Origin of the sequence: Tolypothrix tenuis PCC 7101 (genome assembly GCF_963874875.1) — a bacterium.
In the GTDB taxonomy this organism is placed as follows: Bacteria; Cyanobacteriota; Cyanobacteriia; order Cyanobacteriales; family Nostocaceae; genus Aulosira; species Aulosira tenue.
Genome location: NZ_CAWNJS010000001.1, coordinates 2,939,235 through 2,961,114, shown reverse-complemented (window position 1 = coordinate 2,961,114; position 21,880 = coordinate 2,939,235). Strand labels below are relative to the sequence as shown.

The 21,880-nt window shown below is 41.8% G+C and carries 15 protein-coding genes and 2 pseudogenes; 5 read left to right on the top strand and 12 right to left on the bottom strand.

What is annotated here, in order from left to right; genetic code table 11:
• Window positions 1-30 precede the first annotated feature (30 nt).
• From AACU25_RS12150 to AACU25_RS12135, 4 genes and pseudogenes are all read right to left on the bottom strand, one after another.
• Complete coding sequence (locus AACU25_RS12150; protein WP_321206595.1) at window positions 31-522, bottom strand: DUF2808 domain-containing protein; 492 nt, start codon at window positions 520-522, stop codon at window positions 31-33.
• A gap of 132 nt (window positions 523-654) precedes the next feature.
• A pseudogene (locus tag AACU25_RS12145) lies at window positions 655-1,308 on the bottom strand (caspase family protein); the annotation flags it as partial.
• A 525-nt stretch (window positions 1,309-1,833) separates the two neighbouring features.
• A complete protein-coding gene (locus AACU25_RS12140) occupies window positions 1,834-3,336 on the bottom strand; it encodes a glycosyl hydrolase family 57 (protein ID WP_096575912.1) in 1,503 nt (500 codons plus the stop codon).
• A 528-nt stretch (window positions 3,337-3,864) separates the two neighbouring features.
• A complete protein-coding gene (locus tag AACU25_RS12135; RefSeq protein WP_096575910.1) occupies window positions 3,865-4,695 on the bottom strand; it encodes an SDR family NAD(P)-dependent oxidoreductase in 831 nt (276 codons plus the stop codon).
• Window positions 4,696-5,255: 560 nt separating this feature from the next.
• Here AACU25_RS12135 and AACU25_RS12130 point away from each other — a divergent pair.
• Window positions 5,256-5,834, top strand: coding sequence for a hypothetical protein (locus AACU25_RS12130; protein WP_096575908.1), 579 nt, complete (start codon window positions 5,256-5,258; stop codon window positions 5,832-5,834).
• A 98-nt stretch (window positions 5,835-5,932) separates the two neighbouring features.
• Here the strand turns inward: AACU25_RS12130 and AACU25_RS12125 are convergent, their stop codons facing one another.
• Window positions 5,933-7,603: an alpha/beta hydrolase gene (locus tag AACU25_RS12125; protein WP_096575906.1), complete on the bottom strand. Its 1,671-nt coding sequence runs from the start codon at window positions 7,601-7,603 to the stop codon at window positions 5,933-5,935.
• A 251-nt stretch (window positions 7,604-7,854) separates the two neighbouring features.
• Here AACU25_RS12125 and AACU25_RS12120 point away from each other — a divergent pair, with 251 nt between their 5' ends.
• The gene (locus AACU25_RS12120) at window positions 7,855-8,049 is read left to right on the top strand and encodes a hypothetical protein (RefSeq protein ID WP_096575904.1); all 195 of its coding nucleotides are present in this window, start codon (window positions 7,855-7,857) and stop codon (window positions 8,047-8,049) included.
• Window positions 8,050-8,093: 44 nt separating this feature from the next.
• Here AACU25_RS12120 and AACU25_RS12115 read toward each other — a convergent pair whose 3' ends face one another.
• Entirely contained in the window at window positions 8,094-9,029 is a 936-nt protein-coding gene (locus AACU25_RS12115) for an ion channel (RefSeq protein ID WP_096575902.1), read from the bottom strand.
• A 467-nt stretch (window positions 9,030-9,496) separates the two neighbouring features.
• Here AACU25_RS12115 and AACU25_RS12110 point away from each other — a divergent pair, with 467 nt between their 5' ends.
• A complete protein-coding gene (locus AACU25_RS12110) occupies window positions 9,497-9,691 on the top strand; it encodes a hypothetical protein (protein ID WP_167725788.1) in 195 nt (64 codons plus the stop codon).
• Between the two features lie 185 nt (window positions 9,692-9,876).
• Here the strand turns inward: AACU25_RS12110 and AACU25_RS12105 are convergent, their stop codons facing one another.
• The 5 genes and pseudogenes from AACU25_RS12105 to psaA form a co-directional block, all read right to left on the bottom strand.
• On the bottom strand, window positions 9,877-10,779 hold the full coding sequence (locus AACU25_RS12105) for a DNA-methyltransferase (RefSeq protein WP_096575900.1): 903 nt from the start codon (window positions 10,777-10,779) through the stop codon (window positions 9,877-9,879).
• Window positions 10,780-10,872: 93 nt separating this feature from the next.
• The gene (gene cynS, locus AACU25_RS12100) at window positions 10,873-11,313 is read right to left on the bottom strand and encodes a cyanase (RefSeq protein WP_096575899.1); all 441 of its coding nucleotides are present in this window, start codon (window positions 11,311-11,313) and stop codon (window positions 10,873-10,875) included.
• A 190-nt stretch (window positions 11,314-11,503) separates the two neighbouring features.
• Window positions 11,504-11,767, bottom strand: a pseudogene (locus tag AACU25_RS36900) (transposase); the annotation flags it as partial.
• Window positions 11,768-11,945: 178 nt separating this feature from the next.
• A complete protein-coding gene (gene psaB / locus AACU25_RS12095; RefSeq protein WP_096575897.1) occupies window positions 11,946-14,171 on the bottom strand; it encodes a photosystem I core protein PsaB in 2,226 nt (741 codons plus the stop codon).
• A gap of 125 nt (window positions 14,172-14,296) precedes the next feature.
• Window positions 14,297-16,555 (bottom strand): photosystem I core protein PsaA, encoded by a 2,259-nt coding sequence (gene psaA, locus AACU25_RS12090; RefSeq protein WP_096575895.1) that lies wholly within the window; start codon window positions 16,553-16,555, stop codon window positions 14,297-14,299.
• 721 nt (window positions 16,556-17,276) lie between these two features.
• Here psaA and AACU25_RS12085 point away from each other — a divergent pair.
• Window positions 17,277-19,031: a hypothetical protein gene (locus AACU25_RS12085; protein WP_190445629.1), complete on the top strand. Its 1,755-nt coding sequence runs from the start codon at window positions 17,277-17,279 to the stop codon at window positions 19,029-19,031.
• Between the two features lie 10 nt (window positions 19,032-19,041).
• Here AACU25_RS12085 and glsA read toward each other — a convergent pair whose 3' ends face one another.
• Complete coding sequence (gene glsA / locus AACU25_RS12080; protein ID WP_422641102.1) at window positions 19,042-19,929, bottom strand: glutaminase A; 888 nt, start codon at window positions 19,927-19,929, stop codon at window positions 19,042-19,044.
• Between the two features lie 182 nt (window positions 19,930-20,111).
• On the opposite strand from glsA, the gene AACU25_RS12075 reads away from it, so the two are divergent.
• Window positions 20,112-21,629 carry a thioredoxin-like domain-containing protein gene (locus tag AACU25_RS12075; RefSeq protein WP_096575891.1) on the top strand — a complete coding sequence of 506 codons (1,518 nt, stop codon included), beginning with the start codon at window positions 20,112-20,114 and terminating at the stop codon, window positions 21,627-21,629.
• Window positions 21,630-21,880 lie beyond the last annotated feature (251 nt).

Below are 21,880 nucleotides of genomic sequence, written 5' to 3'. Positions count from 1 at the left end.
CCCTATATCTGGAAATTCATCATTCATAATTTAGTTACGGCGGTAAAAATGTAACCTGCCAAAACCTAAAAATTGGCTATGAGATTTTTCACCTTGAGGAAATGCAGTCACCCCAAAGAGATACACGCCATCAAATTGTGGGTTTTGCCTGGCTTTTAAACCAATCGTAATCTTTTTACCCGGAGATACTGGTGGGTTAAAAGCAATTGAGACTGTTTGAGTTTTTTGATCACTGCTAATATCGTTGAACTCTATTTTTTGTCCTTCTTGAGATTCTGTTCCTTCAAAAGCGACACTTTTATCTAGCTGAAAGCGAATATATTCTAAACCTTCGCGCTGTTGAATGGTAATTTTTTGTAATGGTTCGCCAGCATTTTCTGGCAGGTTAATAGTAAAGTAATAAACTGCGCCTGGTTCACTAACTCGATTGTATGTAGTTGAGGCTTTCAGCAAGCTTGGTGGTTGGGTAAAATATGCGGTTCTGGTTCCAGTAGTGGGCGATAAAGTTGGCGATGGGGTGATAACAAGTGATGTAATTGGCGAAGCTGAAGGAGTTGTTATTGGTGTTGTACTTGTTGGTAATGGAGAAGATTTACCTGCTGAAGTTGCCACATTATTACCAACAGCATTAAAGGCAAATGAACCAACTAGAGAAGAAGATTCCCAAGGAGTTTGTTTACCACCAGTTTCTTTGAGGACATCTGTTCTGACTTGCTTAAACATTTGCTCCACATCTAAATTGGGAGTTTTCATGTGTTGCAATAAAGCTGTAGTATAAGGACTGTTGCGACCCTCACCATCTAAAGCAGTTTTCCCTGGTGAAGTGGCGTAAGCAATTAATGTTCCTTTAACTGTCTGTGTAGGTGGCGCTAAACCGCGCTGAAGAGAACGCCATTTGCGCCCAAAAGGATTATTGCGGCAAGCATCTAAAATAATGATATTGACATCGTTAGATGCATCTTCCATGACATTTAGTAATTTACCCACAGGTAGAGATTCATATCGCACATCTTGTTCTCGTTCTAGACGTGCATCTACGGGAATTAAATAATTCTCTCCATCTACTTGAGTTCCATGTCCAGCATAGTAAAACAATCCTGTGCCACCTTGACGTAGGCTGCGATTAAAATTATCAATCGCTTGTTCCATTTGCCGCAAATCTGCATCTTTGAGGAGTGTCACCTCAAATCCTAATTTACGTAAGGAATTAGCAATATCTGTAGCATCATTGGTGGGGTTAGCTAATTCCGTCGCTAGCTTGTATTTAGAATTACCAATTACCAGTGCTGTGCGGTATTCTTTTTGCATAGCCAAACGATTTTGGGCAATTAACTCTCCCATGACGTTTTTCAGCTTGTCATCCATCACTGAATTATCGCTGGCAACTGGCAAGTTATTAGCAACATTGATGATTTTCTCTTCAGTTGTCGCTATCCATTCATCAGAGGCGAACTCGGGAATTTTCCAGATTTTTTTGACTATTAAAATTGATGCTAGGGGTAACAGCAGTGCTGTGGTTGTTAATAAGAGTAGCCATTTTCGACGTAACATTTTGTTACTTCTCTCTTAAGAGTGAGGTCAAATTCAAAAAAATTGACTATTCATTATATCAGTGTAATTCTATCTGATACCACTTTTAAAAAAGAATGTGACAAATAGATGAAGTAGGGGTACAAAGCATTGCATCTCTATAAATTATTCATGCATTGCAAAGATTCCGTGAATTGGTATCAGCTATACAATTCATATTTAATTTCTGAAATATGGGTATAGAAGCCTGTAGGATGTGTTAGCCTTTGGCGTAACGCATCCCACATTTACGTGAATTAGCAATTACCAATTGTTGGCTTGCAGCAACTCTTCCCCGCGTTGGAAAATTTCACGGGCATAGTCTGTCCAAGTACCTTGTCCCCAATAACGAAAACAGCTAGTTTGCAGCAATAAGTTATGTAAGAGAAGGTTCCGATAATTTGATTTCTTTGTCAGAGATGCTGGTGATTGGGTTGCTAATAATTCATTCACATTTTCATGAAATGCACTACTTAATTGATACATAGGAGACAAGACATTTTCATATCCTTTCACCCAACTGATATGATTTGTCCATGAGGCTCCATCCATATGAAAATTGGGGTTAGTTTGCTTTAATTCCAAAATGGCATTCTCTACCGCTTCGGGTTGTACATTATCTGCTGAAACCCTTTCCCAAATATAATGTTGTCCCACTGGCTGACAGGTGGGATAATCTTCGGGTTGACAACCAGCATCTGTGATTAATTCTAAATATTCCGTACCACACATTCCCACTACGCCAGTTTTACCTCCGCCGTGATTTACCATATCCCACCAAGCTTGGTTGAAGGCGCTGGGAAATTCATTCATCATTACACCGCCATTTTCACCATCTCCGATTTGGCTGACAATGGGTGGTATTAAGACATTTCCTAGTTGCTGTTTAGATAAAGTTTTAGCTTCATAGTAAGGTTGCATTTGACCTACTAATTTAGTATCCGAACCTTGGGTTTTAATTAAAGCAGTGATACTAATAGTTTCGCCTTGGGAATTGCGGGCAATTAGACGGTGTGGTAAATGTTTATGGATCAGAGATTGACCACTAATTGTTTCTACACTATGTTCTTGAACAAGTAGCCAACGATAGCCACATTCTTTCAGTGCTTTGACAAAAGCAAAAAAAGTATCAGGATGATTTGGTAGATGCATTTCTGGTGGTGAAAATCCTTTAACTCTTGCTAACGCTTCCCAACCAAAAATGGCAGCAAAATGCTGTTGCCATGCCAAAATTTGCAATTTAATATCTGCTATGGGCGTGGAAGGAATCACAGCATGACTCCACATCGTACCCAACCACTCTACATAAGGTTGATAAGTGCGATCGCAAGTAATACGCTTGAGGTTATCAATAATATCGCTGCGTCCCATTTGCCTCAATCCCCAGAACAGATTCCCTGAGTAATCCAACATCACACGGGGATTGCAACCTTGGCTGACGAGTTCGGGAATAAAATCTCCCATGCGGCTGTAACAATAGGCAAAAGGCCCAGCATTATGGTTATCTCCTTCGCCGGGATGTTCAAACATATATTGCAGATTACTGATCAGTCCGCCATCATAGCCAGCTGGGATAGTTGGCTGATGCATATGTAAGGCGATCGCAAATCCGGCGTTAATATCTTCTAAGTGGAGATTGGTTTTTGGTAAGAAAACAGGCGCATCATGATTCACTACTGAGAGAACTTCTGTTTCCCAACCACAAATATTCGGTAAACCATTTATAATTTCGGGCAAAGCGGGGAGAGTCTCAGGCAAAGTCTGCATTTCTGGTTGCTCCGAAATAAGGTAATAGGTTGTGACGCTAAACTTGCATAATTACTGGTGAAGCGATCGCGAGTCAAGAGTTAAGAGTCAAAAGTCAAATTTACTCAACACTCAGTAATGTTTCTACTCAAGTGTTAAACCAATTCGTAATTCGTAATACCCTGCGGGAAGCCGCTGCGCGTCTACGTAATTCGTAATGGTGAAACTCTCTCAGCATCTAGATTTAACAGTAGGGTGTGTTGTCGCGAAGCGCAACGCACCGCCAAGAATTCAAGGTGCTTGAGCATATAGAGGAGTAAATAGCCAAATTTACTCGGCACTTTCTGCGCTCAGGTATTAGCTTGCTTATTTAAAGCGTCGCAAGGCTGTATAACCTGACTCGCGATAATTTCTATGCTTGGTATAACTATAAATATTTTGAAGCTCTGCCTCATGGGGTTGAGGCAGAGCGTCCTGTAGGGCGTTACCAGGTGGGGCCTGGTAACGAGGGGAACAGGGGGTAGAGATTTTTATTGTACCAAAAAATTTCTATTGTTCCAATGTACTGGGAATAAGTTTTCTAAGTTGTTTGTATGGCTGTTTGCTTTTTGGTGCTGAAGGGGTGGTGAAATTTAAAATTATCTCTAATAGCCAAGGTGCAAGGCGTTGACACCACACTGCTAGATGACTTTGCCATCCTACTAAAATTTCTGGTGAGTCTCTTTGCAATCCTGAGACAAGCGTTTGTGCTACTTTTTGGGCAGTTGTGGGAATTACCCAGCGAAATAATTGAAAATTCCGCACCATGTCTGTGTCTGTGAGGGAAGGAAGTAATGCTTTTACCTGAATATTGTATGGCGCTAGTTCATGGCGTAAAGCTTGGGTAAATCCTAAAATGGCGAATTTTGTGGCTGAATATGTCGCCATTGTCGGTGCAGCAATTTTGCCCATCAAGCTGGATACATTCACAATTGTTCCTTGTCTGTGGCTAGCCATGCGTCGCGCCACAAGGCTAGTCAGGTTGTACATTCCCATTAAATTGACGGAGATTTCCTCTTGAACTTGGGGAAGTTTAGATTGCAAAAAGGAATTTTGATAAGCAACTCCGGCACAATTGACTAGTAGATGTATGGGGCCATAATTCCGCCAAAGTTGAGCAACAGCAATATTTACCTCTACTGTTTGCGTCAAATCGATTGCTAAAGTTGAGACTTCTGTACCTAGTGCAGAGATTTCCTCTGCAACCTCCGCTAACTTTTGGCGATCGCGCGCTATGAGTATAACTCGCTTAATGCCTTGCTGTGCTAATTCTAGAGCGATCGCACGTCCAATACCACGGGAAGCCCCAGTAATTAAGGCAACCTTACCTTGAATCTTCATAAATTTTTACCTCCAAAATGTCAGTCCTACTGCGTTACTGATTGCATTCGCAGCGCAGACAAATTAGCAATTGTTATTTAAATCAAAACTAAGCCTGTAAGTAGGAGATATTTCTGAGTTAATCTACAACCCTTAATCGTCAGTCCCTAAACCACAGAAATTTCTCACTTTGCTTTAAATCATCAGCACTTCCTACTATCGTCTGTTTGGATATAGCTCATAGGTTTTAACATTTCCTCAATTGTTCACCGGAGCGTTTCCATACACACGTTAACAACTAAATCAAGTTCTAGCAACAATTTTTAATAAGAATTTCTTAATAGTTGTTTACAACAAGTATATATATAAGTGATTTTTTGGGAAATAAGTTTTTATAAATACTGCTGGTCTAATATAGAAATTTCTTGACAATCAGACTAAATTACCAAAATAAATTTAATAAAATCCTCAATATGGCTGAATTATGACAAAATTTGTCATCGCTGATACAAGAAAAATACATATAGTTGAGGAAACTTGATTAGATAAATTTCCGTCAATATACTGATTACATTTACTTTATGAATACTCCTAGCCATGCGATTCTCAATCTGGTTGTTTTTAACCAACAACTGAGAAATCAGGCGAGTCATGCAATCTTTATTGGTGCAATCTTGCCCGACGTGCCGATATTCTTGTTTTACTTTTTGATGAAATTTGTCTATCGTTTACCATCACGTGAAATTTGGTCAGAAGCTTACTACCAGCCATTTTGGCAGGTCATAATCAGTACTTTTCACTCCATCCCTTTGGCATTAATTGGGCTAATAATTGCCCATTTTTTCAATTGGAAAGTTATAGAAATTGGGTTTAGCAGTATGGTGCTGCACTCACTTTTAGATTTACCAGTTCACAATAATGATGCCCATCGGCACTTTTTCCCCTTTAGTAATTACCGTTTTATTAGTCCGATTTCCTATTGGGATCGCAACCATTACGGCGGGATCGTAGCTTTCGTAGAGATTTCCTTAGTATTAGTAGCTAGTATTTATTTGTTTCCCACAATGCGATCGCCTTTCACCAAAGGGCTATTAATAGCAACCAATCTCTTTTATGGGTATGCATATTTGAGGTTTTATCTCAAAGACGCAATACCATAAATTGATTTTAGGGTTGGGTGTTTGGTGTTTGGTTTTTGGTGTTTGTTCCATTACCAATTCCCCAGTCCCCAGTCCCCAGTCCCCAATCCCCAATCCCCTCATGGCACAGCCGGAGTTGGCTGTGGTGCTGGGACTTTTGGTTGCGGATCAACACCACTTAATGCTTGTTTTAATTGCTCTGTAGTTAAAGATTCGACAATACTGAGATTAAGCGGAGCCTGACTAATATATTGAGCATAGCCAGGCTGCAAGTATGGACGATATTCTTGGCGGTTTAAAAGATGGGTGTCAAAGAAAGCAACGCTTAAAGCTTTTAAGTAGGAATAAGCAGGCGCACGGTTTGGCCCTAATAAGGCTTCTGGTACAGGTAAAACATTATTTTCCGCTGTGGGTTCTGCGATCGCACTAAAGTGAGTAGCATTTTCTATAACTACAAGATATTTGTCGGGGTTTGGTAGCCAAGTAAAGGGGTAAATTTGTTCAGCTACAGGGGGTGCGAAAATATCTTGGGTACCTGAGACTAACATTGTCGGTAATTTAATTTGATTTATGCCAGTTTCGCCCAAAACAGAACTATCAATGGGATTAACCGCCAATACAGCTTTAATGCGTTCGTCTTGCAATGGATAATTTTGAGCAGGTAACTCGTAGGCGCGACACTGTAAAAAGACTGATATATTCAAGGTGCGATTAGGCGCACAATCTCGGCGTAGTTGTGCAAAGTTCAGCTTTCCTCCCCCTAAAGCTAAAACAGTGTAACCGCCAAAGGAATGTCCAATCGCCCCAATTTGTTGAAAATTGATTTTACCTTGGAGGTTGCGATCGCTTTTGTCTCGCTGCTGGAGTTGATCGAGAACAAATTTGACATCTAAAGGACGGTTAATAAATTCTTGTGCTTCTGGAGGCCCAGCCAAGCCAGAAAAGTATAGCTGAAAGCGTTCGGCATTACTACCAGGATGTTCTAAGACAGCTACCGCAAAGCCATAGGATGCTAAATGTTCAGCAAGATAAACAAAGGCGAAGCGATCCGAAGCGACACCATGAGAAATGACAATTAGAGGACTTGGTGCTGAAACTTGCGGTAAATACAAATCTACAGGGAGATTGCGATTGCGCGCAGTATCGTTGAATTGGAAGCTGGTTTTCTGCCAAGGTAATTTTCCAGGCGATCGCAAATCTGGCAACTGAGCATAGTTAACCGTGGCATTATTAGTTTGAGCTTGTGTGGTTGTCTGTTGTTTAATCAACGAGACAATTTGATCCTGGGCTTTTACCAAATTTGACAAGCTATTGACTATCTGTAAACCCTCAGAAAAATTTAACCGCAAACTTTCACTTGGGTACTTACGCAATAAGTTCACAACCGTTAAGCCTTGAGGATCGGCAGCAGATAAAATCAAAGCAGCACGGATCGCATAAAAACCATTCTGGCGCGAGTCAGTAAGTAACAATTCCCCTAAACGTCTCAGTACAGCTTCCCCGAGAGGCGAATAGGTAAACTGAGAAACCAAAACAGGTGTAATATCAAATTTCTGCTGTAAAAGCTGCCTTAATTGAGCAAGTTGTTCTGGAGTAGCACGACTGGCATAAAATGATAATTCGCTGTCGATTTTGCCTTCTTTCGCAAATTTCTCTAAAGATTTAGCCGATAAAGAAAATTCCCCAAATGGTGGATAAAAAAAACTGATGCGCTCGGCTCCTAATCCTGGCGATGCAGTTAAAAATGTAGATAGTAAACCTAAACTGAGATATTTTAGAAATTTTTTCATGAGCAAAACCCGCTTTTTACCCAATAAACACAAATTTGGGCGGCGAAGAAAGCGGGGCGGGATAAATACCGCTTTCTTATTGATTTACATTTAGATATACCAAATACCTCGTTAATGCACATATATCCTAGAGGTTAGGCGTTAATACTTCTTTACTGCTTCTCTGCATCCCTATAAGCTGTATTAAGCCTAATTTTTCCGCTTAAACCTCTAATTAGCGCGATAATTAAGTTAGAGATCATAGTTTTTATATGTCATTAACACCATGCCCTTGTTGTGTGGTTGTGCTAACTCAACAACAAGAAGAAAATATCTCTCACCAAAAGCATTGTCAGGATGAACCGGTTAACTACAGCAACATCCCTGTCAAAAATTGCACAGTAGTTGAAAATGGTCGAGTAGTAGTTAAACCATTACAAACACCACCTTTCAAAAAGATTGATTAGCTTTTAACGCAATAAATTAGCAACCTTCTGCTTTTGCTCAAAACTCAGGACTCATCATGGCTAATTTCATCTAAACTGACGGCATCGTGGAAATACTGGTAATCAATGTAGCGATGTCCATCACTTGTCTCGTGCATAATATTGACAAACTGATAGTTCCACAGTAAATCAGTGGCACTATAAGTATGACGGGCATGAAGCACTTGGGCTACGGTTTCATCAATACCGCTTAGTGAAACCACAATAGAGCTATTTGTTTTGAGTAAAGATTCTGTAGTCATTCCATAAAGCTGGCTAGACTCATCAATAATATGCATTGCTAACCAGCTTAATGTGAAGCTAGGTGATAGATTCCTTAGTAGTTTGAGTTCGTGAATGCGACGGATATAATGTCCCTCAGCGGTAACTTCGTCTCGCATCAGGTACACCCGCATCTGTGCTTCCAAAATCAAGTTGCGGCGCTTATTAGCGGTGCGAAACATCAGCGTCGGCTGTCCTTCATGGGGTGTAATCACTGCAACTCGGCTAAAAACCACACGAGCAGTAGGACGCGAAAACCGCGCAAACGCTAACCCTGTCATGACAGCAATTCCCATCAAACCTACCATTGCTTCAATAGTCACAATGGTATTGGCATAAGGTGTTTTAGGATACATAGCACCGTAGCCGATGGATGCCAAGGTTTGCACGCTAAAAAAGAAGACATCTAAGAAAGAGCCTGGTTTAGCATTTTCTACACAATCTCCTCCAGCCAGGTATGCTAAAGCAAATACGGCGTTAGTAGCCAAATATGCTACAGCAATCAGTAAGAAAAACCCAGGCCAGGGAATTGTTAACAGCAGATGGTAGGGATCACGCCAGTAAGAATACCAAACACCCATCCCCACAATCTGGAATTGCCCATCCCTGATTTTAATATGTACACGCGATCGCCTATGCGCCCCTTGCTTGCGAAAAAGTTTCTTGAGTGGGAATCTCATTGGGAGTAGCCAAAATCACTGCTAATCAGTAGGAGAACTAGTGCCACTATATGGAATTGACATCTATCTAATGTGCAATTATTTTTATTAACCCACATTCTGCTGATGAATGAGAAAATCTTTTGATTTCCCATAACCCATGTATAACAACGTTTTCATAAATTCAACTCTAGATAGGCTCAACACAGCTATCACATCAGAACTAAGAAAAAGTATCAAAATGCGCTTAATTGCGCTTAATACAGACTCGCTAACTATCCGATAGAATTATCAAAATTTTGCCAATTTTATAGCTATAGGAGTAGGAAAAATTTCCTTTAATCTGCTATATCTAAGTGTGTGTGTTATTCATGCTGTTATGCATATTATGCATTTGAGTAATTTAATTTATTACTCAACTTATGTAGAATAACGCGAAAGAAAATGCTAAGATTTAGGCGCAGTCGTTCATATTTAAGTATTATTTTGTGGCAAGAGCGAGTACAGCGATAGGAGTTAGTCCCATCATTAAGGAGATTGTGCAAAAACAAGCACATTCAACACGGTTAACTTTAAAAGAGGTTATTCTCATGGGCATGATAGCAATTGACAAAATGGACGAACAAAGTCGTCAAGAGCTAGCAGACGAAGTGCATAAAATGCAGGTTAATGGTGAAATCTAAACTTACTGCTAGGAGTCAAAAGTTTACAATCTTAGGTAAAAATATTAGTTGAATAACTATTAAAAGAGTTAGTGGCTTCAATGTTAGAATTGGCGATTTAGTCTTCACAAAAACTTAGTAGTTATTACAGTGAATAATTCAGTATTCTCGAGAAAAACTGCTCACTGTCCGCTTTTTACTGATTGTTAGCTAAAACGATAACGACTTCCAGTAACATAATCTTCATTAATTTCAAAAGCAATCCATTGACGTTGCAAATTTTCAGCAACGAATCCCGTAGTATTAGATCCAGTAAATGGATCTAATACTAGATCTCCTTCATCAGTCAAAAATTTAATAAAGAACTCTGCAAAGGCTTGGGGAAACCTAGCTGGATGAGGTTTTATACCTGCCTCTTTACACCGACGTAAATAAGCGCTATTAGATTCTGTATTGGCAATTTCTAGCAAATTAGGCGGAATTGCGCCTTGATTATCCTTTTGGAATTTATCAGAAATATCATGTCCGCTAGGACGTATTTTTGCTTTATAGCCATGCTTGAGTAATTGTTGCATACTCTGGCTATATGGTTTTAAAACTTTTCGATTATCTGCTTTAGGGTTGGGAGTTTTGGATAACCACCAAACCACATTCACTGAATCTTTAACGCGGATTCTCCTAATTGTTACCCATTCAGCAGGGGTAGGTAATCTTGCTGGATTATAGTGATAAAATTCTTGAGCGAGAAAAAAGCCAATTTCTTTACATAATCTCACCAAAAGCTCATATTGATAGATACTCCGCACGGGATTTCCGGGAAGGTAAGCGCCACCTAAATCTAAAACAAATGAGCCATCGTCAGTGAGTACTCTTTTAAATTCTGAGGCGAAAGGTAAGAACCATTCAATATACTTTTCTGCACTTTCATTACCATATTCTTTTTTGCGTGTCAGTGCAAATGGCGGTGAAGTGAGGATTAAATTAATAGTGTTGTCATCAATGCATTTGATCAGTTCTAGACTGTCACCTAAATATAATGCACCATTATTTTGAGTATAATAAGGTTGAAAATTACTCGATTTCTGTGATTTTTGAGCTTTTTTTGTCAAGAGTAGTTAATGTTTACAATTAGCAGTTAAAAATAATATTTACTTACAAAAGGATAGGAAAGAACCGATCCTATCCAAATATAAAAACCTACCCTACCATTTTTTGTATGGTAGAAATTTTCCTGACATAATAATTTTTACGCGATCGCCTTTGGGATCTGCTTCTTTTTCGATATCCAAGGTAAAATCAATTGCGCTCATAATCCCATCGCCAAATTTTTCCTGAATCACATCTTTAATAGGAAAACCATACACCTGCATAATCTCGTAGAAGCGATAAATCAGGGGATCGGTTGGCACTATTGGGCCTAATCCTTTTACAGGGCATTCAGTTAGCTCTTTAATATATATAGGCCCTAATTCTAATGCCTCAAGTAGCAACTTAGCCTCTTCCTCAGAAGCACTAGCTTGACGATAAAATACAGCAGCAATCCAGACTTCATCTCGTCCCAGAATTTTTTCTAAATCAGCAAAGCTCAAACCTTTCTCTTTCTTAGCTTTTAATAGTGTTTGGGTAATTTCGGGAAGAGACATTGGGTAGTTATGGCAGTAAATTAAATTTGCTAGAGTCAAATTTTACCATTAAAGATTGGCAGCTTGCTGCTAACCTTTATTTACAACAAGGGGATACAAAAAAATATTCAGAGGTAATAGAGAGAATTAAATCGATTAAATAGTTAATTTTAAACTGGCACTTAAGTCTACAAAGGGCGGGCAAGATGCCCATAATGCTACTCAGTGACCAAAACTCATTTTCAGATTTGAGTAATGGTTGAATGAGTAAATGCACATGATTTGTCATAACTACAAAGACAAATAACTTATATCTGTTTTTATCAAAAAACAAGCAAGAATTAAAAACTATTTCTCTAGCTTCTGGGCTAAGTTCTAACTTCTCCCAAGTGTTAAAGGTAATAAAATAAACTGCCCCCTCTAACTCCCAATGAGGCAATCTTCTCTGAAAAATTTTTAACCTTGGCTCTTGCATTGAGTTTAATTATTTATTTTTATTGTGGTTTTTCTTGTGGGGTGGGCATCTTGCCCGCCCTTTCTTCATCTTTCCCATTAATAAAAATAAAATTTAATCTTGTTACTATCCCAACAACAAATCCCCCACCTTGCGGCAGGGGATTTTTTATTAATTACCTACAAAACTAGCAGCCAGATCAACCGAACTTACCAGCAGTAGAAGCAATTAGGAATGCTGCGTAGGTGAGAACATAGCCCACAGCGAAGTGAGTTAGACCAACCAAACGAGCTTGAACGATGGAGAGTGCAACGGGCTTGTCTTTCCAGCGAACTAGGTTAGCTAGAGGAGTACGCTCGTGTGCCCAAACAATAGTTTCAATCAACTCTTGCCAGTAACCTCTCCAGGAGATGAGGAACATGAAGCCTGTTGCCCATACTAGGTGTCCGAATAGGAACATCCAAGCCCAAACAGACAGGTTATTCACGCCGTATGGGTTGTAACCGTTGATCAACTGAGCAGAGTTAGCCCAGAGGTAATCACGGAACCAGCCCATGAGGTATGTGGAGTTTTCGTTGAACTGAGCAACGTTACCTTGCCAAATACCCAGGTGTTTCCAGTGCCAGTAGAAGGTTAACCAACCTACTGTGTTCAATGCCCAGAACAGAGCTAGATAGAAAGCGTCCCAAGCAGAGATGTCGCAAGTACCGCCACGACCAGGGCCGTCGCAAGGGAATGCATAACCGAAGTCCTTTTTATCGGGCATCAGCTTGGAACCACGAGCATCCAAAGCACCCTTAACGAGAATCAAGGTGGTGGTGTGCAGACCTAAGGCGATCGCATGGTGTACCAAGAAGTCGCCAGGGCCAATTGTTAAGAACAGAGAGTTGGTACCAGCATTGATAGCATCTAACCAACCAGGTAACCAGACGTTAGCGTAGTTAGGATAAGCTGTGTAAGCAACACTGTCGGGGTTGGACAACAGTACATCCAATCCGTACAGTACCTTACCATTAGCTGCTTGGACGAACTGAGCAAATACTGGCTCAATCAGGATTTGTTTTTCAGGTGTACCGAAAGCAACTACTACGTCGTTGTGAACGTATAAACCTAAGGTGTGGAAACCTAAGAAGAGAGATACCCAGCTGAGGTGGGAGATAATCGCTTCTTTGTGCTGTAGCACACGCTCTAGTACGTTACCTTTGTTTTGTTCGGGGTCGTAGTCACGAACCCAGAAGATAGCGCCGTGAGCAAAAGCACCAACCATCAAGAAGATGGCGATGTATTGGTGGTGGGTGTACAACGCTGCCTGTGTTGTGTAGTCCTTAGCGATAAACGCATAGGAAGGCATGGAGTACATATGTTGCGCTACCCAAGAGGTGAGAACACCCAAACAAGCTAGGTGCCAACCTAATTGGAAGTGCAGGGAGTTGTTGTAGGTGTCATAAATGCCTTGGTGAGGCATATTGAATGGCCCTTCAACAGGTTTGCCAAAGAAAGTTTTGGCATTCATCATTTCTTTGATGCTGTGACCAATACCAAAGTTGGTACGGTACATATGACCAGCAACGATGAAGAGAACAGCGATCGCCAAGTGGTGATGAGCATTGTCAGTCAACCACAGGGCTTCTGTTTGAGGGTGGAAACCACCTAAGAAGGTGAGAATTGCAGTACCTGCACCTTGGGATGTACCAAATACATGACCAGCTGTGTCAGGGTTTTGAGCGTAAACACCCCAGTTACCAGTAAAGAAGGGTTGTAACCCTGCTGGGTGAGGAGGAGTAGTGAGGAAGTTATCCCAACCTACGTGCTGTCCGCGAGCTTCGGGGATAGCAACGTGAATCAAGTGACCAGCCCAAGCCAAAGAGCTAACGCCAAACAAACCTGCTAAGTGGTGGTTAAGGCGAGATTCAGCATTCTTAAACCAAGCCAGGCTTGGACGGAACTTGGGTTGTAAGTGCAACCAGCCAGCAAACAATAGAACTGATGCGAACAACAGCAGGAAGATAGAACCTGCGTAGAGGTCAGCATTGGTTCTCATCCCTTGGGTATACCACCAGTGGTAAACACCAGAGTAAGAAATGTTTACGGGGTTGCTAGCACCAGCTTGGGTAAAAGCTTCAATAGCTGGTTTACCAAAGTGGGGATCCCAAATCGCATGGGCGATGGGGCGAATGTGAAGGGGATCTGTGATCCACTGTTCAAAGTTACCTTGCCAGGCTACGTGGAACAGGAGGCTGGAAGCCCACAGGAAGATGATTGCCAAGTGACCGAAGTGAGTGGCGAAAATCTTTTGGTAAAGATTTTCTTCAGTCATGCCATCATGGCTTTCAAAGTCGTTGCCTGTAGCGATCGCATACCATATCCGACGCGTAGTCGGGTCCTGTGCGAGATCCTGGCTAAATTTTGGAAATTTTGTTGCCATAGGTTTGATAATTCCTCTGACCTTTAGCCATCATGTTTCAGCTTTGGGAGTTCTGAGTTTTGAGTAATAATTTCTGAATTCTCAGCACTCACTACTCAGCACTCAGTACTCCTTATAGCTGATTGCTACCCTACTGAAAGAATATGTGCGTGGAAGAATGCCCAGGTGGTAGCAATTCCTCCTAAGAGGTAGTGAGCTACACCTACTGCCCGACCTTGAGTGATGCTCAAAGCGCGAGGTTGAATTGCTGGTGCTACCTTCAGTTTATTATGAGCCCAAACGATAGACTCAATTAGCTCTTGCCAGTAACCACGACCACTGAACAGGAACATTAAGCTGAATGCCCAAACAAAGTGAGCGCCCAAGAACATCAATCCATAACCAGACAGCGCACTTCCGTAGGAGTTGATTACCTGTGAAGCTTGCGCCCACAAGAAGTCACGCAACCAACCGTTGATTGTGATGGCACTTTGGGCAAAGTTACCACCAGTAATGTGAGTCACATTACCTGCTGCGTCTACAGTTCCCCAAACATCAGACTGCATCTTCCAACTAAAGTGGAAAATCACAATTGACAGGGAGTTGTACATCCAGAATAGTCCGAGGAATACATGATCCCAACCGGATACTTGACATGTACCACCACGACCAGGCCCATCGCAAGGGAAGCGGAAGCCCAAGTTTGCCTTGTCTGGAATCAGACGAGAACTACGAGCATACAGCACACCCTTCAACAGGATGAGAACGGTTACGTGAATGGTAAAGGCATGAATGTGGTGAATTAAGAAGTCTGCTGTGCCCAAAGCAATGGGAGCAGCTGCTACTTTACCGCCTACAGCCAAAATACCGCCGCCGAATACATAGCTAACAGGTTCTAAAGCATTGGGTGCTGTTCCACCTGGAGCTAAGGCATGGATATTTTGTACCCACTGAGCAAATACTGGCTGCAATTGAATTGCTGTATCGGAGAACATGTCTTGGGGACGGCCCAAGGCACGCATTGTATCGTTGTGGATGTAAAGTCCAAAGCTGTGGAAGCCTAGGAAGATACACACCCAGTTTAAGTGGGAGATAATCGCATCTCGGTGACGAATCACCCGATCCAGTACGTTGTTTTGGTTAACAACTGGATCGTAATCACGCACCATGAAAATAGCAGCGTGAGCAGCACCACCAACAATCAGGAAACCACCGATCCAAATATGGTGAGTAAAAATACACAACTGCGTAGCGTAGTCAGTTGCCAAATATGGATAGGGGGGCATCGCGTACATGTGATGCGCGATGATGATTGTCAGTGAACCCAAGAAGGCAAGGTTAGTACCTAATTGAGCGTGCCAAGATGTGGTCAAGTTTTCGTAAAGACCTTTGTGACCTTCACCAGTGAAGGGGCCTTTGTGGTTTTCGAGGATCTCTCTGATGCTGTGACCGATACCCCAGTTTGTGCGGTATTGGTGACCAGCAATGATGAACAGTACAGCGATCGCCAAGTGGTGATGAGATATATCAGTCATCCACAAGCCGCCTGTGACTGGGTTGAGACCACCTTTAAAGGTTAGGAAGTCAGCATAAGCACCCCAGTTCAAGGTGAAGAAAGGCGCTATACCATTTGCAAAACCAGGGAATAGGTCAATTAGGACGCTCTTGTTCAGGATGAACTCATGGGGCAAGGGGATATCTTTAATAGCTACCCCTGCATCCAATAGCTTGTTGGTCGGCGCGGACACGTGAATTAAGTGTCCAGCCCATCCCAAAGAACCACAGCCCAGCAATACTTGCAGGTGGTGATTCAGCATGGATTCCACATTCTGGAACCATTCCAGTTTGGGAGCACGCTTGTGGTAATGGAACCAACCAGCAAACAGGAACAAGCCTGCTAATACTAAACCGCCAATGGCAGTGCAGTAGAGCTGGAATGAGTTGGTGATACCCCAGCCGCGCCATACTTGGAACAAGCCAGAGGTGATTTGAATACCGTGGAAGCCACCGCCAACATCACCATTTAAGATGTCTTGCCCAACAATAGGCCAAACGACTTGAGCACTAGGCTTAACGTTTAGTGGGTCACTGAGCCAAGCTTCATAGTTAGAGAACTTAGCACCGTGGAATATCATCCCGCTCAACCAAATGGTCACTACAGCTAAGTGACCAAAGTGGGCTGCGAATATCTTGCGGGAGATATCTTGTAGATCGCTTGTATGTGTATCAAAATCGTGGGCGAGGGCATGTAGGTTCCAAATCCATGTGGTGGTTTTGGGACCTCTGGCTAAGGTTCTGTCGAAGTGTCCAGGCTGTGCCCATCTCTCAAAAGAGGTAGGTACCGGATCGTTATCGACTATTACTTTTGCCTTTTTTTCCTCTCGCTCCGGAGGACTAATCGTCATTCGACCTCCTCTCAAGATAAGGAATGAGGAATCAGGAAACCACAAAGTTAACCATTCTCGCATCCGCCAGATTTTCTGGGGGGCGATGAAGACCCGATGTGGAAGTTTGTTTCTGTTGAATTATAAAGTCTTAAGTTGTACATTGTTGGAGAGAATTTAACAATAATTCAAAATCACTGGAATAATTGTCTACTCTGCCTTTGAAGTTCAAACTAATTGACAAAAAGTCAATAGATTATCCATTTTATTTACAAACTATAACAATTCGTAAAATTTATGGTTTACCAGCCCACAGCAAGGATTTCAGCGGTTGTGCTTGCTGTTGTGGACTGAAAATTTGCTATTGGTAAAAAAAACTGTCAAGAAGAAGACATATTGCGGCAGTTATTAAAAAAACACAAAGTAAAGATTATTTGCTTTTCATAAACTACATAAATTAACAAGGTATTAAGAAGCAACTAGGGGCTAGGTATTAGTATTTTTTATTCATATAGTTAGAAATTTTTTAGGTAATGCGCTCTGGGGAATTGGGCATTGGTCATGGGTAATTGGTAATCGGTATGGAGATGTCTAATGTCCTCTACTTCCTTTGCTCCTTATACTCCCCTGTTCTCTTGTCTACTTGTCACCGGCGCCCATGCTTTTGGGCTATAGTTCCCTATGGACACTTTGAGCCAAAATAATTTGTCAGTTGTTGGAAACTATACGCTGGGTAGAAGGCATGAAATCGTGGCACAAAGCAGTTTTAGAGCATCTCCTCTCTAGGAGGTTTGCTGTTGTGAGATGGTTAATAACATTTTTACTAGTCTTGAGTTTGGCAAGCTGTGGTGATAAAGCTGTCAGCCAAGATGTAGCAGTGGGTAATCGAGCAACTCCACAAAAAAGTTTTCAGGAATTTGCGGAAGTTTCTCCACCAGCAACAATCCAAGAACTGCGCTCCGCATTGGATATCTACCAGCCACAGGTGGCTATAGTTACACCTCAAGCTGATGAAGTCTTGCCGGATAATCAGGTAACAGTCCGCTTTCAAGTTAAGGATCTGCCTATATTTAAAGATCCAAAATGGAAATTGGGGACTCATCTCCATGTAATTTTGGATAACCAACCACATATAGCTGTTTATGACTTAAATAAGCCATTAGTTTTCTCGGACTTAGCCCCAGGAACTCACAGCTTACGTGTCTTCGCATCTCGCCCTTGGGATGAAAGTTTTAAAAATGAAGGTGCTTACGCCCAGATAAAGTTTCACATTTTAGCCAAAACTGATGATAATAATCCCGAGCCAGCACTACCTGTACTAACCTACAGCAGCCCTCAAGGTGACTATGGGGCAGAACCAATACTATTGGACTTTTATTTAACTAACGCTCCCCTACACCTTGTTTCGCAAGAAAACTCCAACAGCGGAATCAGTGATTGGCGGATTCGTTGCACAATTAATGGTGAAAGCTTTGTTCTCGATCGCTGGCAAGCAGTTTACCTCAAAGGTTTCAAACCCGGTAAAAACTGGGTGAAGCTGGAATTTCTTGATAACCAGGGTAATCCTGTCAAAAATGTCTTTAATACTACAGTTGGGTTGATTGATTACCAGCCTAAAGGTAAAGATACTCTTTCACGAATTGTGAGCGGCGAACTCAAAGCTGATGATGTGCGTGGCATTGTCGATCCAAACTATATTCCGAAGACACCACCTGCTGAACCTGCACCTAGCCCTGAACCCACACCTGAAACTAAGCCAACTCCAGCAACTGAGATTCCAGAAACACCGATAACAGAACCACCAATTCTACCATCACCAGAAACTAGCCCAGAACCACAGCCAGTTGTACCATCACCTGCTGCGCCTGAATTACCTGAAAAAGTCACTCCACAACTAGAAAAACCAAAAGGCGGATATTTCCAACGCCGTTCTCGCCCTACGGCTACACCATCTCCTAGCGTGTCGCCAACATTACCACAGGTAACGCCAACACCTGCGGCGACAGAATCGCCTCAACCCCAGGTAACGCCAACGCCTGTGGTAACAGAACAGCCTCAACCCCAGGTAACGCCAACACCTGCGGTAACAGAAGCACCTCAACCTCAGGTAACACCTACGGTAAAAGAATCGCCACAACCTCAAGTAACGCCAACACCTACGGCAACGGAATCACCTCAACCTCAAGTAACACCAACACCTATGGCAACGGAATCACCTCAACCTCAAGTAACACCAACACCTACGGCGACGGAATCACCTCAACCAGAGGTAACGCCAACGCCTGCGGCGACGGAATTGCCCAAGCCTCAGGTAAAACAGCGAACAAGAACGGATTTGAGTAAATATTTCCAGCGTCGTCCACGCCCTACCCCTGAAACATCGCCCACTTTAGCGCCAACACCACCGGAAATTATCGAATCTCCTGCACCGCAAACAGTGCCATCACCAGAAGCTACGCCAACACCTGCTGCTGAAGGGGAAAGCGCTCAGGAATAGCGGTTAGAATTTACCCAAAGATACTTAAATTGAGGTTTTGGGCTAAAACTTCTATAAATGCTAGCCCTGCTACGGGATTACCTACTTTATCTAAGGCGGGGCTATAACAAGCGATCGCACCTTCACCTGGTACTATTGCTAGCAATCCCCCACCAATACCGGATTTCATTGGTAGACCAATTTTGACAGCAAACTCCGCAGATGCTTCATATAAGCCGCAGGTTAGCATGACAGCGTTCACAATCCTGCGGTTTTTTGTTGCTACTAGGGGATTTTCACAAGCTAAAAGTTGTCCCAGTTTGGCTAAATCTTCTACAGTCCCTGAAAGACAGCATATTTGCTCGTAGGTATCAAGAGCTATATCAAGGTTTTTCAGGTATCCGGTTTGCGCGAGATGATTAGCGATCGCTTGATTACCTGGGGAACGAGTTAATCGGACTGAAGCTAGCATAAGTTCATCTAGCTTGAGTTGACAGCCAGCTAATTGGTTCAGCCAGAGACAAAATCGTTGAGTGCGATCGCTTGCATTTTCTCCCGGTAATTTATCGGCTAGGGTAATTGCGCCACTATTAATCATGGGATTGCGGGGGTATCCGCGATCGCTCATTAATTGATCTAGAGAATTGAATGGCGCATCTGAGGGTTCCACTCCTACCCATCGCAAAACCTTCTCCGCACCGAAATGTTCTAAGAGATAGAGTAGAGAAAAAGCTTTGATTACACTCATCAGGGGAAACACACAACTGATATCACCCAAGCTGTAAGTTTGTCCCGTTACACAACAGATGCTAACCGCAAACCAATCAGGGTTAGCCATATTCAATCGGGGAGTGCGATCGGCGACTCTTCCGCTATCGGCTTGGGATTTGGCTTGCTGTACCCAAGCAGATAACTCCATAGTGGTGATTGCTGTCAGTCCTTTCAAAATAGATACAGCCTTTGCAAGATTTCTCGATAAAGTAAAAAGGCAACCCTAAAAGATAAGAATAGCCGAAGCGATCATCTATTCAATTTGCATTGGTTGATAGGTAGAACGCTTATTCATAATTATGTCGTTTCATTGGGAATTTTAGATTATTTATGATGCCCCGTGTCAGAGCGCCAGAATTACCACAAAATAGTACTTGGTTTAATACCGATACACCATTATCTATTAAGCAACTCAAGGGCAGAGTCGTAATTTTAGATTTTTGGACATACTGTTGTATAAATTGCTTGCATATTTTACCAGACTTAAAATATTTAGAACAAAAATATAAAGAGAGTCTGACAGTTATTGGCGTTCATTCTGCGAAGTTTGATAACGAAAAAGAAACTGAAAATATTCGTCAAGCAATCTTGCGATATGACATTGAACACCCTGTTGTAGTAGATAGTGGTTTTCGGGTTTGGCAAGAATATACTGTGCGTGCTTGGCCGACTTTAATGATTATAGATCCGCAAGGTTATGTAATTGGCTATGTTTCCGGTGAAGGACATCGTGATGCTTTAGATGAACTACTAGAAAAACTGATTTCTGAACACAAAGAAAAAGGTACGATAAATTTTCAAGAACTCAGCCTAAATTTAGAAAAGCAGCGTCAACCATTAATTACACCCTTAGCTTTTCCTGGTAAAGTATTAGCCACATCAGCAGGTTTATTTATTGCTGATTCTGGTCATCATCGCTTGGTAATGAGTAGCTTAGAAGGCGAAATTATACACATTATTGGCACTGGTAAATCTGGTTTAACTGATGGTAATTTCAGTGAAGCTAAGTTTTCTTCACCTCAAGGAATGGCGTTTGATGCAGATCATCAAATTCTTTATGTTGCTGATACAGAAAACCATGCTTTGCGGCGAGTTGATTTACAGCGCCAAGTGGTAGAAACCATAGCGGGAACTGGTGAACAAAGCCGTAATATTCGCCCTGATGGTGGTGCTGCTTTAGAAACTAAATTAAATTCTCCTTGGGATTTGGTGAAAGTAGGAAATACCCTATTTATTGCTATGGCTGGGCCTCATCAAATTTGGGAAATGAATTTAGAACCTAGTGTAATTAAAACTTATGCTGGTACTGGTGCAGAAGGTTGTGTTGATGGTTTACTAACTGAATCTGCTTTTGCTCAACCAAGTGGTATAACTAGCAATGGCGAAGAATTATATATTGCTGATAGTGAAATAAGTTCAATTCGCGGTGTGGGAATTGTGGAACCGCGTGTAGTTAGAACTGTGTGCGGTAGCGGAGATTTATTTGGTTTTGGTGATGTTGATGGACAGGGTGAAAATGTCCGCTTACAGCATTGCTTAGGAGTGGAATATGCAGATAATTTTTTGTGGGTAGCAGATACTTACAATCACAAAATTAAATTAGTTAGTCCTAACACAGGTAATTGTCAAACAATTTTGGGTGATTGTGCAATGGGTTTGCTGGATGGACAAGGTAAGAATAGTAGATTTTTTGAGCCTTCGGGATTGAGTGTTATGGGTTCAAAGTTATATATTGCTGATACGAATAATCATGCTATTCGTTGTGTAGATTTAAATTCTTTTGAGGTGACAACAATAAAGTTTGAGGGTTTGTGTGCGCCGAATGTTTGTGTGCCGTCTAATTTGTAGGATGATTTCTCACGCAAAGGCGCAAAGAATAAACTTATATCTTCTCATGAAATGTGAAACCTAACTAACTAGTTTAAATCTTAAGTAGGGTGTGTTACGGCTATGAAAGGATTTGGGAAAAAGAGACAATTGAAATTTAGCCGTAACGCACCATCCATGCGACGGTGCGTTAGGCGTTAGGATAGTTATTTAGTGACAAATTATATTGGAAATGAGCGCCTAACACACCCTACAGTTATTTTATTTTTACT